Origin of the sequence: Thermococcus eurythermalis, assembly GCF_000769655.1 — an archaeon.
GTDB classification, from domain to species: domain Archaea; phylum Methanobacteriota_B; class Thermococci; order Thermococcales; family Thermococcaceae; genus Thermococcus; species Thermococcus eurythermalis.
Genome location: NZ_CP008887.1, coordinates 432,954 through 444,375, shown reverse-complemented (window position 1 = coordinate 444,375; position 11,422 = coordinate 432,954). Strand labels below are relative to the sequence as shown.

13 protein-coding genes are annotated in these 11,422 nt (G+C 52.4%); 4 read left to right on the top strand and 9 right to left on the bottom strand.

Going from position 1 to position 11,422, the window contains the following annotated elements; genetic code table 11:
• The first annotated feature begins 15 nt into the window (after positions 1-15).
• From TEU_RS02405 to TEU_RS02390, 4 genes are all read left to right on the top strand, one after another.
• On the top strand, positions 16-591 hold the full coding sequence (locus TEU_RS02405; RefSeq protein ID WP_050002268.1) for a winged helix-turn-helix domain-containing protein: 576 nt from the start codon (positions 16-18) through the stop codon (positions 589-591).
• A gap of 5 nt (positions 592-596) precedes the next feature.
• On the top strand, positions 597-899 hold the full coding sequence (locus tag TEU_RS02400) for a DUF211 domain-containing protein (RefSeq protein WP_050002267.1): 303 nt from the start codon (positions 597-599) through the stop codon (positions 897-899).
• A gap of 3 nt (positions 900-902) precedes the next feature.
• A complete protein-coding gene (locus tag TEU_RS02395; RefSeq protein WP_050002266.1) occupies positions 903-1,460 on the top strand; it encodes an ArsR/SmtB family transcription factor in 558 nt (185 codons plus the stop codon).
• 210 nt (positions 1,461-1,670) lie between these two features.
• Positions 1,671-3,056: an alpha-amylase gene (locus tag TEU_RS02390; RefSeq protein ID WP_050002265.1), complete on the top strand. Its 1,386-nt coding sequence runs from the start codon at positions 1,671-1,673 to the stop codon at positions 3,054-3,056.
• A 62-nt stretch (positions 3,057-3,118) separates the two neighbouring features.
• Here the strand turns inward: TEU_RS02390 and TEU_RS11600 are convergent, their stop codons facing one another.
• The 9 genes from TEU_RS11600 to TEU_RS02350 form a co-directional block, all read right to left on the bottom strand.
• The gene (locus tag TEU_RS11600) at positions 3,119-3,436 is read right to left on the bottom strand and encodes a hypothetical protein (RefSeq protein WP_144244797.1); all 318 of its coding nucleotides are present in this window, start codon (positions 3,434-3,436) and stop codon (positions 3,119-3,121) included.
• 129 nt (positions 3,437-3,565) lie between these two features.
• Positions 3,566-5,008 carry a bifunctional ADP-dependent NAD(P)H-hydrate dehydratase/NAD(P)H-hydrate epimerase gene (locus TEU_RS02385; protein ID WP_050002264.1) on the bottom strand — a complete coding sequence of 481 codons (1,443 nt, stop codon included), beginning with the start codon at positions 5,006-5,008 and terminating at the stop codon, positions 3,566-3,568.
• A gap of 43 nt (positions 5,009-5,051) precedes the next feature.
• Positions 5,052-5,600 carry a [protein ADP-ribosylglutamate] hydrolase gene (locus TEU_RS02380; protein WP_050002263.1) on the bottom strand — a complete coding sequence of 183 codons (549 nt, stop codon included), beginning with the start codon at positions 5,598-5,600 and terminating at the stop codon, positions 5,052-5,054.
• Positions 5,601-5,632: 32 nt separating this feature from the next.
• On the bottom strand, positions 5,633-6,604 hold the full coding sequence (locus TEU_RS02375) for a DUF835 domain-containing protein (RefSeq protein ID WP_050002262.1): 972 nt from the start codon (positions 6,602-6,604) through the stop codon (positions 5,633-5,635).
• Between the two features lie 171 nt (positions 6,605-6,775).
• The gene (locus tag TEU_RS02370; RefSeq protein ID WP_050002261.1) at positions 6,776-8,050 is read right to left on the bottom strand and encodes an amidohydrolase family protein; all 1,275 of its coding nucleotides are present in this window, start codon (positions 8,048-8,050) and stop codon (positions 6,776-6,778) included.
• 88 nt (positions 8,051-8,138) lie between these two features.
• Positions 8,139-9,335: an MFS transporter gene (locus tag TEU_RS02365; protein ID WP_050002260.1), complete on the bottom strand. Its 1,197-nt coding sequence runs from the start codon at positions 9,333-9,335 to the stop codon at positions 8,139-8,141.
• 169 nt (positions 9,336-9,504) lie between these two features.
• Positions 9,505-9,939 carry a hypothetical protein gene (locus TEU_RS02360; RefSeq protein ID WP_227738754.1) on the bottom strand — a complete coding sequence of 145 codons (435 nt, stop codon included), beginning with the start codon at positions 9,937-9,939 and terminating at the stop codon, positions 9,505-9,507.
• A gap of 171 nt (positions 9,940-10,110) precedes the next feature.
• Positions 10,111-10,521, bottom strand: a complete 411-nt coding sequence (locus tag TEU_RS02355; protein WP_144244796.1) for a hypothetical protein — start codon at positions 10,519-10,521, stop codon at positions 10,111-10,113.
• Complete coding sequence (locus TEU_RS02350) at positions 10,490-11,251, bottom strand: hypothetical protein (protein WP_144244795.1); 762 nt, start codon at positions 11,249-11,251, stop codon at positions 10,490-10,492. The genes TEU_RS02355 and TEU_RS02350 overlap by 32 nt, the downstream gene beginning before the upstream one ends.
• Positions 11,252-11,422 lie beyond the last annotated feature (171 nt).

The window sequence follows — 11,422 nt, the reverse complement described above, 5'->3', positions numbered from 1 at the left end:
GATTGGGTGGTCGTGATGCCCAAGGTGAAGGTCATAACAGACCCAGAAGTGATAAAACTGATGCTGGAAGACACGAGAAGGAAGATACTGGCCCTGCTCAGAAACAGAGAGATGACAATCTCCCAGCTCAGTGAGATACTGGGAAAGACACCCCAGACGGTCTACCACCACATCGAAAAGCTCAAGGAGGCGGGCCTCGTCGAGGTCAAGAGGACAGAAATGAAGGGCAACCTCGTTGAGAAGTACTACGGAAGAACGGCCGACGCGTTCTACATCAACCTCTACCTCGGAGACGAGGAGCTCCGCTACTTCGCCCGCTCAAGGCTCAAGACCAAGCTCGACATATTCAAGGCCCTCGGATACGAGTTCAACGATGAGGAACTCCTCAACGTCATGGACAGGCTCCTCAAAAAGGAACACGAGTTCAAAACAGAAATATCCAAAGAGATTGAAGCAAACGAAGACAAGCTCAAGGACTTCTCGAACGAAGACATAATCCACGCAATTGAGTGGCTTGCCATGGCCAAGATGGGTAGAGACGAGGAGAGCATAGAACTGCTTAAAAAGCTTGGAGAGCTCCTCAAGAAGTGATAGCAATGGCGCGGGGAATAAGACTTCTCGTCCTCGATGTGTTGAAGCCCCACCAGCCGATGGTCACGGAGCTGGCCCTGGGTCTCAGCGAGCTAGAAGGCGTGGACGGAGTCAACATAACGCTCGTGGAGATTGACAAGGAGACCGAAAACGTCAAGATAACGATAATGGGCGACGACCTTGACTACGACGAGATAGTCCGGACGATCGAGGAGTTCGGCGGGGTCGTGCACAGCATTGACATGGTTGCCGCCGGGAAAAGAATCATTGAGGAAGAGGAAACCCCACAGGACAAGCTGGAGGAGTAGCGGTTGAAAGAAGTAATAATAATCACACAGCCTGAGAAAGTTAAAATCCTGTCCGAGGAGACCAGGTTTAAGATACTCCAGCTTCTCAGGCAGAGGCCAATGACTGTATGGGAGCTCAGCATAGCGCTCGGAAAGGACAGGACAACCATCTATCGGCACATAAAGGCCCTTGAGAATGCGGGCTTTGTCGAGGAGCTTGGCAGTGAAGGCAATGAGAAGCTCTACGGCAGGACTGCAAGGCTCTTCCTAATAAAGGCCGAGCCGGACGAGAGTGTTGAGAACTTCAGGCAGTCGTACCTCCAGGTGGAGGCCGAGCGCCTGGTAGGGATTCTCGAAAAGGCAGGAATCGAGGTTACGGACAGAGAAAGGCTGAAAGAGCTCATAAAGGACGTTTTAAATGAAATTGAAGTCAGTTCACAGCCAATAATAAAGAAAATATCCGAGGCCAACGTGGAGCTGAGCGAAATAGAGACGTTCCATTTTCTCAACGTGCTGGTGTTCCTCCAGAGCTGTGAGATGTGTGAGAAGGCCAAAGAAATGAAGAAGCTCCTCCAGTTTTAGTTATTTTATTTGCACCGTCCCGTGGTTCCAGCAGGGACGGGAGAGTTTTGTGAGCAGTGTTACACGCCCGGACAGGAACGAATTTTTGATTGATGAACAGAAATATTCTCTGATGGCCATTAATGGCAAAAGCTTAAATATCTCACCATCGGTGATACATATTGGGCCGATGACCTAAAACGAGGCTTCAAATAAGTGGGGTGCGAAGGTATGAAGCCTGCGAAACTCCTCGTCTTTGTGCTCGTAGTCTCTATCCTCGCGGGGCTCTACGCCCAGCCCGCGGGGGCGGCCAAGTACCTGGAGCTCGAAGAGGGCGGCGTCATAATGCAGGCGTTCTACTGGGACGTGCCTTCAGGAGGAATATGGTGGGACACAATACGGCAGAAGATACCGGAGTGGTACGATGCCGGAATCTCCGCAATATGGATTCCCCCGGCGAGCAAGGGCATGGGCGGCGCCTATTCGATGGGCTACGACCCCTACGACTTCTTTGACCTCGGTGAGTACGACCAGAAGGGAACGGTAGAGACGCGCTTTGGCTCCAAGCAGGAGCTCGTGAACATGATAAACACCGCCCACGCCTACGGCATCAAGGTCATCGCAGACATAGTAATCAACCACCGCGCCGGAGGAGACCTTGAGTGGAACCCCTTCGTCAATGACTACACCTGGACGGACTTCTCGAAGGTCGCTTCCGGCAAGTACACGGCCAACTACCTCGACTTCCACCCCAACGAGGTCAAGTGCTGCGACGAGGGCACCTTTGGAGGGTTCCCGGACATAGCCCACGAGAAGAGCTGGGACCAGTACTGGCTCTGGGCGAGCAACGAGAGCTACGCCGCCTACCTCAGGAGCATCGGCGTTGACGCATGGCGCTTCGACTACGTCAAGGGCTACGGAGCGTGGGTCGTCAAGGACTGGCTGGACTGGTGGGGAGGCTGGGCCGTCGGGGAGTACTGGGACACAAACGTTGATGCACTGCTCAACTGGGCCTACTCGAGCGATGCAAAAGTCTTCGACTTCCCGCTCTACTACAAGATGGACGCGGCCTTTGACAACAAGAACATTCCCGCACTCGTCGAGGCCCTCAAGAACGGGGGCACAGTCGTCAGCCGCGACCCGTTTAAGGCCGTAACCTTCGTTGCAAACCACGACACGGACATAATTTGGAACAAGTACCCGGCCTACGCCTTCATCCTCACCTACGAGGGCCAGCCGACGATATTCTACCGCGACTACGAGGAGTGGCTCAACAAGGACAGGCTCAAGAACCTCATCTGGATACACGACCACCTCGCCGGTGGAAGCACCGACATAGTCTACTACGATAACGATGAACTCATCTTCGTCAGGAACGGCTACGGGGACAAGCCGGGGCTTATAACCTACATCAACCTAGGCTCGAGCAAGGCCGGGAGGTGGGTCTACGTTCCGAAGTTCGCGGGAGCGTGCATCCACGAGTACACCGGCAACCTCGGCGGCTGGGTGGACAAGTGGGTGGACTCAAGCGGGTGGGTGTACCTCGAGGCCCCTGCCCACGACCCGGCCAACGGCTATTACGGCTACTCCGTCTGGAGCTACTGCGGGGTGGGCTGAACTTTCGCCCCGTTTTTAATTATTCTTTTAGTTCCCATCAAAAGCCGTTTCAACTCCGGAGTTCAGTAGTTAAAAGGCCCTACCCGTCCCCTGGAGGGGAAACCGCCAGAAACTCCCAGGTCCCCGTTTTCAACCCAATCCAGAACAAAAGAAGCGTCCAGAGGAGCGAAATTACCGTAGCGGAGTACGGCTGACCTCCTCCCCGCCCTGAAGGGCGAGGCTTTCAAAAGAAAAATGTAAAAAAAAGTTGCACGGGGATGCAACAAATACCAGGAGGATGATATAATCATATACTCAACCGGATGACCATCTCCGTTTTCGTTGATTATTTCCGTAGAAATCTCACAAGCCCTTCCAAAGACTTCAACGCTCTCGTTCACGCAGGTCGTCTCGTTTGAAGCTTGGAAGGAAAACAAACGAGACTCTTTGATTTTTCAGGATTTCCCTAACCAGAGCCAGAAAGATAAACTTGAGAAAAGAAAAGACCCTCCGGGTTTCGCCACGCCACCTCAGAACTCCATCACCCACTTAACGGCCTTTGGCACTCTCTTCGCCAGCTCCAGCGCGGTAAAGTTCTCGCCGAGTTCTTCCTTTACCATGTCCCCGGCGAGGCCGTTGAGGAATGCCCCGACCGAAGCGGCCCTCAGCGGTTCGTTGCCGAGCGCGAGGAGTGCACCAACGAGGCCGGCAAGAACATCGCCCGTTCCACCGGTAGTCATTCCCCTGTTCCCTGTCTTGTTGTATTTCCATGTTTTTCCATCGCTTATGATGTCGTAGGCGCCCTTGAGGAGGACGACACCGTCAACCTGACCGGCCTTTTCCGTCACGAGCTTTGCCTTCTCCATGAGCGAACCCTCTGGCTTCTCTCCGAACAGAACCTTGAACTCTCCCGCGTGCGGGGTCAGGACGAAGGTCTTCCCTTCCAGAACGCTCAAGTCCTCAGCCACCGCCTTGAGAGCGTCGGCGTCAATAACCATCGGCTTTTCACAGCGCCTTACGAACTCCCTCACGAACCTTTTTGTCTCCTCCGCGAGGCCTATTCCCGGGCCAATGACGACGGCGTCGGCTTTTTCCGCCAGTTTCAGCACGTCCTCAAGGTGCTCTTCTGTGAAGTTCCTTCCCTCAACAGGCCTAAGGATAACGTCCGGGTCTGTTATGCGCTTTGCTGAGTATTCCGGCATCGTGAGGTAGACCAAGTCCACGAGGTAGCCCGCCGCTTTGGAGGCGAGATACGGCGCGCCGAAGTAGTCCTCGCTCCCGCCGATTACGAGCAGCTTCCCGTTCTGGCCCTTGTGCTCTCCCTTCTTCCTCAGAGCGAACTTCGCGTCACCGGGCCCGACGAGGTGGTAGAGCTCCCTCGGGTAGCCTATCGTTACTATAACACGCTCAAAACCCCCGTACTCCTCCTTGTCCCACTGGAATGTCACCGCGAAGTCTGCCTTAACGAGTACGTTGCTTGGATAGCCGCTCGGCAGGTCGATGCTGACTATCTTTGCCTTCCCGGCGTACTCGTTGATTTTCTCAATAGCAGAGCGGATTGGCTCGCGCGGCTCGCCCTTTGTGCCCGCCCCTAGGAGGGCGTCAACGATGACGTCGTAGCCGCTCAGGTCGAGAGACTTTATGTAGGCCGAGTCCTTCAGCACTTTGATTTTCACGAAGTCGAGGCCCTTCAGGATTTCCCAGTTGTGCCTGGCTTCCTCGCTTCTTATCTTGGCCTCATCGCCGACGAGGAAAAGGGTAACCTCGTTCTCAAAGCTCAGGTGTCTCGCGGCAACGAAGCCGTCACCGCCGTTGTTCCCGGTTCCGGAGAAGACTGCTACCCTGAGGCCCTTTCCAAAGCGCTTCTCAATCACCCGTGCAACTCCAGCACCGGCGTTCTCCATAAGCTGGTAAGGGGTAATCCCGAGCCACTTGGCGTTGATGTCCCAGATGTAAACGTCCTCGATGCGCATGAGCACCACCCAAGAGAATATTTAGAAACCGGCGATAAAAACTTCACCCGTTGAGAACTTCCAGCGCTTTCCGATAGCTCTCTTCAGAGTACAGCACCAGATAAACCTTCTCCACGCTCTTCGCTTCCTTTGAGAACTTCTCCACAACCTCCTTAAAGGTCTTCACGACCTCTTCAAGCGGACAGCCGTAGATGCCGGCGCTTATAGCGGGAAAGGCTATAGTTTTAACGCCCAGCTCGTCAGCCTTCCTCAGCGCGCCGAGAATTGCCTTCCTGAGCTTCTCCTTTTTGTCCCCGTCCCAGACGCCGCCGCAGTAGGGGCCAACCGTGTGGATGACGTACTTGATTCCGTCCTTTTCGAGCCTCATGGCGGGCGTGACCACAACCTCGCCGTGTTCAACGTAATCCTTCCCAACCTGCTCCTGCATGGCCTCCTTGCTTATCCTGATGTACTCTCTGACGTCTCCCACGGCCGCTTTTGCTATTGCATAAGCAACACCGCCGCCGTGCTCAAGGTATCTGTTGGCGGCGTTGACTATGGCCTCTGCCGGAAATCGGGTTATGTCCCCGCGGACAATCTCAAAGTGAACCATGGACTCACCCCCACTCAGTTCACCGGAGGAGCCTATTCAGCCGACCAGTCAAGGAGCTTGCGGAGTATTGCCCGCTCCCTTTCATCAAGGAAAGAATCGTCTCCGGAGATAATGACGGTCGCGTTATGGAGAAGGGCGTAGTCCCTCAGCGTTGCCAGGAATTTGGTAACAGCAGGAAATCCGTTCTGCAGGGTCAAATACTCAAGACCGTCGATAACTATGACGGGGTGTTTTCCGTGCTCGCTGGCCATCTTCATGAATTTAACGGCAATATCGAGCATTTTGGGAAGGTTGGTGGGGGCGATTCCCTCGCTGGACACCGTGGTTATCCAGAACCAGTTGGGAGCCTCATTCTTCTTCCGCGAAAACACCAAGGCACCCTCGAGGATATCCTCTGGAACCGGATTAAGCATGACCACGCCCGGTTTCAGCTTGGTCTTTACATCCCTCATCTCCCCAAACTCGCCGATGAACGAACTATCGAGGAAGGCCTTTATGGAAACGTAGGCGAGAACAAAGGCCAAAACAGCCTCAACCAGACTTAGGGGGAGGTTAGAAAAGTAGTAGCCCCTAAAAAACGAGACGACCCCAAAGAGAACTTCAAGGGAGCCCATAAGCTTAAAATCGCTGTTTCCGGTTAGAATTAAGTACGTTCCGGCAAACATTACACTAATCGAGAGAACCGCAAGCGAAGCTAAGAGATGCTTGGGAAACAGGAAAAGCAACCCGGCTATGGGAACAACGGAAAAGTACCTCAGCTCCCTGGAATATTTAATGGAGCACAGAAGCTCATCCGAGGCCTTTATGTTCCCCAGCCAGATAAGGAACGCAAAAACGGCGAGGCCAGTCATATATACTGACTCCCGCGGGACGAAGAAGGGCACGGAGAGACTGACCCAGGCCAGGGCGTAGTAAAAAAGCGCCTTCCGCCCAGTCAGGTGATAGTTGTAGAAGAGCAGGACGTACGACACGAGAAGCGCCACGCCAAAAACAAACTCTATCATTACCGCTCACCGGCTGTAGCTTACACACATCTACCCAAGGTTAAATTTCCCTCAAGCATTAAAACCTTTCCGCCACCCTCTAACACCCGAAATATTTGAGACCTAACGGCATAGAAAGATATATGAGGGAAAGAGGACTCAAAAGTAGTCCTTCTGTAACCAACTGTCGAGCTAAGCCAGCTTTTCTATAGTTTTTTCGGCCTCATCGAGGATTTTCTCTTCGTCCAGCGTGAGAACCTCGCGGTCGAGCATGAGGATTTTTCCGTCCACTATCGTCGTCTCGACGTCGTTGCCGTTTGCCGAATAGACAATGTGGCTCACGACGTCGTTTATCGGCCTCAGGTGGGGCTTGTTGAAGTCGAAGATGACCACGTCCGCCAGGTAGTCCGGCTTTATCACGCCGGCGTTGAGGCGGAGCGCCCTCGCGCCGTTGAGGGTGGCCATCTTGAAGACAGTCTTTGCATCGGCGACGGTCGGGTCGAGGTTGTGGACTTTGTGGAGCAGGGCGGCCAGCTTCATCTCCTCCACCATGTCGAGGTTGTTGTTGCTGGCGGCGCCGTCTGTGCCGAGGCCGACGTTTATACCGGCGTTGATGAGCCTCTGGAGGGGCATCACGCCGCTGGCGAGCTTCATGTTGCTGCCGGGGTTGTGGGCAACAGTAACGCCGTGCCTCGCGAGTATCTGTATGTCCCTGCTGTCGAGCCAGACCCCATGGGCTATTATGACGTCGCTCCCGAAGAAGCCGATTTCATCGAGCAGGACAACGGGGCTCTTGCCGTAGCGCTCGCTTATCTGGCCCATCTCCGCCATCGTCTCGCTGACGTGGATCGTTATCAGCTTCCCATGCTCGTTCGCCAGCTTCCTGACTTCCTTGAGCAGGGCTATGGAGCAAGTGTAGGGCGCGTGGGGCCCGAAGACGAAGTGAACTCTCTCCGAGCCGAGCTTATCTATGAACTCCATCGTGCGGAGAGCCTCTTTTACCTCCTTTTCAGTCTTCCCAGGGTCTCCGAGGTCTATCATTCCGTATGAGAGGTAGCCCCTGAGCCCGGACTCCTCGACGACCTCGGCAACCGCGTCCATGAAGAAGTACATGTCGAGGAACGTAGTCGTGCCCGTCTTTATCATCTCCAAGGCACCGAGATAGGCACCGACCTTGGTGTAATCCCTTGTCAGCTTCGCTTCCCTCGGCCAGATGTGGTTCTGGAGCCAGTCCATCAGCGGAAGGTCGTCGGCAAGGCCGCGGAAGAGGCCCATCGGGGAGTGGGTGTGGAGGTTTATGAAGCCCGGAGAGACGACCTTTCCTTTTGCGTCTATGACGATATCCGCGGCCTCGGTAATGTTTTTGGCCACCTTAACGATGCGGTTTTCTTCGATGAGAACGTCGGCCTCAACGACCTCAAAGCCCTCCCCGTAGATAACGCGGCCGTTTTTGATGAGAATGCCCATGATCACCACCCCTTTTAAAGGGGTGTGTTTCCCCTGGAAGTTAAAAAGGTGTCGGAAAAGGGTCTAAAACTCAACAAGAGTCGGGCTATCAACTAATCGTAGCAGACCTAAGCATGAAGAGAAGCCCGATTCCGATTGGCGTTAGCAGTGCCGGCACTATAAAGGTCACCCCCGGACCGATGCCCCAGAGAAGGGTTCCCACAACCGGTCCCGGAACCGCGGAGAGCTTTGCCAGCGATGACTTAAAGCCAAGAATAAGGCCCCTATGCTCAGGTGTCGTGTTCTCGACCACGTATCTGTTGGAAGCGACGTTGAGTTGCTCGATGAAGGCGAGAACCGCCAAGAACAGGAAAGCGCCAGAGAACGGGGCGAGTGCGAAGAGAATTAGCAGGGGCACCGAAAGAGAGTCCTTCAGTATTAGGGAGTTTAGACTGCCAATTCTGTCCACAACGTAGCCGGCTATAAACGCACCCACAAGGGTTGCAAAGCCTATGGCGGAGTACAGCCAGGAAATCTGGGAAACGCTGAGCGAGTAAACTTTCTGAAGGAACACCGGAACGAAGGGCGAGGCTATCGAGCTGACGAACAGCTCAAAGCAGATGCAAACCATGAAAAGCTTTAAGGGAGGCTCTTTAAGAAGGGTTACTCCCTTAAGGGCTTCCTTAAACCTCTCAAAGGGTCTGCCGGCTCTTCTTCCGGCGGTTTCAGAAACGCGAAGGTAGAGATGGATGGAGACGAGCACCAGAAGGGCCGAAAGGACAAAAAGACGGGAGTCATCAATCCTCCCAGCAAGATAACCGAAGGTGGGATAGCTCAGAATTCCGGAGGCACTGCTCGCGATGAAGAGGAGCGACATGGCCTTTCCCATGCTATCTCCCGGCACGGACTCGCCCATGAGGGAGAACAACGCTGGGGAGGAGGATGTAAAAGAGGCGCTGAGCATTACTGCCGGTAGAACGATTAACTTACCTCCGGAACCGGCCACAAGGGCGAGAGAAAGTAACGCCAGCACCTCAAAAACCGCAGATACAACAATCATATACCTCCTCCCGTGTGAATCGGCGAAAGCGCCGGCAACAATCGGCAGAAAGCCCGCTAAGACGTTGCTGATTGTCGCGAAGAGGCCCACGAGCGCCGGGCCGCCGATGGAGGCGAGTGTTATGTTCAGGTAGTAGCCGATGAGGTAAGACACAGCGAAAATGTTTAGAGAGTAAGCAGGGAGTAAGGCCTTAATGTTGCCGCTTCTCAGCAGTGCCCGGTAGCCCGGCCCTCCCTTCGAGCCCAAGCTCAGACCCCCAAGCAGGCAGTGTGTTACTTATGAAGGGGAACTCATATTTAAGGATTACCCCCTGCAAAAGTACCACACGAGATTTTGGGTCAAAAATAGGGCTGAGGAAATGAAAGGACGAAATCAAACTAACCAACGTACCATTACGGCCAATCGCTGGACGGAATTAGGCCTTAGTCGTAATCTTCCGATACTCAACGACAACAACCAAACCGTCCTGCTTTATTGTAATTTTCTTTGGAAGTTTTCCGTTGAGTTCAACTTCGTAAGCGGGCATGCCGGGCTTTTTCGGCTTCAAGATGAGAGTGTTACCTCCCATCGTAACATTGAAGGAGTCAAGGTTGTTGAGTATTGCTGCGAATGGGTCGAGGGCGTTGACGTCATATATGGTGGCGTTGAGCGTAAAAGTCCCGTTGGAGGTTACAATTTTCTCAATCCCGTTTTTGATAACAACCTTCTGAATTAGGGAGCCGTTTATGTAGTCGGCCCGGGAGATTTCGTCGGGCTTTGTAAAGTTTACGTAGCTCTCAAACGTCTGATTGCCGATTTTTATTGTCTCTTCGGCGGAGAAGGACTTGATAGAGTGCCAGTAGGGGACCATATCCCCTTTGGAATAGGTGGGGGAAATACATCCCAAAGCCAAGACTGTCAATAATATCAGTACCCACCACTTCATTTTCCTACCCCCGGATTAATCTACGAATATGCTTCTCAGTTGATGACACTTATACACAACACTTATTCTACACTAGAGTTATTCCACATGCACTCATTACACTTCACCATCAATGAGAATCTGAGAATATTTCTCTAAAACTCGCCTATGCTCAAGATTCTTTTCACGAGAAATAAAAAGAGCCACGATCCTTTTGCCCTCTTCTTTGTCAATATTCCGGGTCATGTTTCTGTAGAGACCCCACAAGAGCCATAACTTCCGTTTTTTATAATGAATACTCCTCCGAATCAACAATAGGTAAACCATTAAGACAAGGGCAGATATCACAGCTGCTATTAAAGGACTTCCTTTTAAAGCGGAAAATATGGCCATGGTCATGATAAGAGATATACAAAATTCATCTAAAATAATCTCAGAAAGATATATAAAAAGTTTCGATTGAAGAATTTTAGATGGAGCCATCGTAACTCCTCCCTCAACAATATCCTGCTTTTTTACATACTTCATGAGAGCTTATGTACTTCTTGTATTTTAGATACTCAACTACAATCCCACTTACAACACTACAAATCGGAAAGCACGTGGAAAGGCATGCTGCCACTGCACCCGGAATTGGAGTGGACATTAGACACGCCGTCCCACATACTCCAGTACATGCAGCAGCTCCTCCCAACTTTATCACAGCATCAGCCACATATTCACAGATGAAACATTTCAAAGATCCCCAAAATCCCAGCGGACGAACCTCCCTATGAATATCCCCGTTGGTATTCACAGTATAAACCTCTATTTCATGGGATCCTAATACATATCTGCCCAGCGCTAACGCAGAGCCATATTTGTTCTGGACATACACCAGTTGCCCTACACTGGTGGATCCAATCAGCGGCACCTTAACTATTTCTGTCGTTGTTCCATTGTACTTCACTACCAAAACGGTAGCTTTTTCATACATCGGCACAAGGTTTTGATCCTGCAAGTGCTCTCTCAGCATTGTTGAATCTTTAGCATTGAAAACCCTTAAGACCATTAGATACGCTGTTGGCCCCCTAAGTTCCTGCACTCTAAGATTCCTCGGCAGGCTCACGTTCCCGGAGCAACAGGGGCATTTAGAGGTTTGAGGAACACTCGGAGTTGACTCTGGCGCAACGTTTGACGCAGCCATAGCTGAGCTGGTCGTCAGACCAAGCACGAGGAAGACGAGCAAGATGCCCACAAGCCGCTTCACGGCCATCACCAATATTAATGAAGACAAACTCATATTTAAGCTTTACTCTTTACCATGGTGTGTCTGTTTTTTTCAAGAGTTGGGTAAAAGACTTTACTCGCAGTTTGTTCGACGACCATTAGGAGAGATTATCCAAGTTTAAAAGCGCACCAACAGGCAGTAGTAAAAAGAACGGTAAAA

Coding starts and splice junctions, on each gene's coding strand:
- TEU_RS02405 (WP_050002268.1), top strand. CDS start 16: ATGCCCAAGGTGAAGGTCATAACAGACCCAGAAGTGATAAAACTGATG.
- TEU_RS02400 (WP_050002267.1), top strand. CDS start 597: ATGGCGCGGGGAATAAGACTTCTCGTCCTCGATGTGTTGAAGCCCCAC.
- TEU_RS02390 (WP_050002265.1), top strand. CDS start 1,671: ATGAAGCCTGCGAAACTCCTCGTCTTTGTGCTCGTAGTCTCTATCCTC.
- TEU_RS02385 (WP_050002264.1), bottom strand. CDS start 5,008: ATGCGCATCGAGGACGTTTACATCTGGGACATCAACGCCAAGTGGCTC.
- TEU_RS02380 (WP_050002263.1), bottom strand. CDS start 5,600: ATGGTTCACTTTGAGATTGTCCGCGGGGACATAACCCGATTTCCGGCA.
- TEU_RS02375 (WP_050002262.1), bottom strand. CDS start 6,604: ATGATAGAGTTTGTTTTTGGCGTGGCGCTTCTCGTGTCGTACGTCCTG.
- TEU_RS02370 (WP_050002261.1), bottom strand. CDS start 8,050: ATGGGCATTCTCATCAAAAACGGCCGCGTTATCTACGGGGAGGGCTTT.
- TEU_RS02360 (WP_227738754.1), bottom strand. CDS start 9,939: ATGGTCCCCTACTGGCACTCTATCAAGTCCTTCTCCGCCGAAGAGACA.
- TEU_RS02355 (WP_144244796.1), bottom strand. CDS start 10,521: ATGAAGTATGTAAAAAAGCAGGATATTGTTGAGGGAGGAGTTACGATG.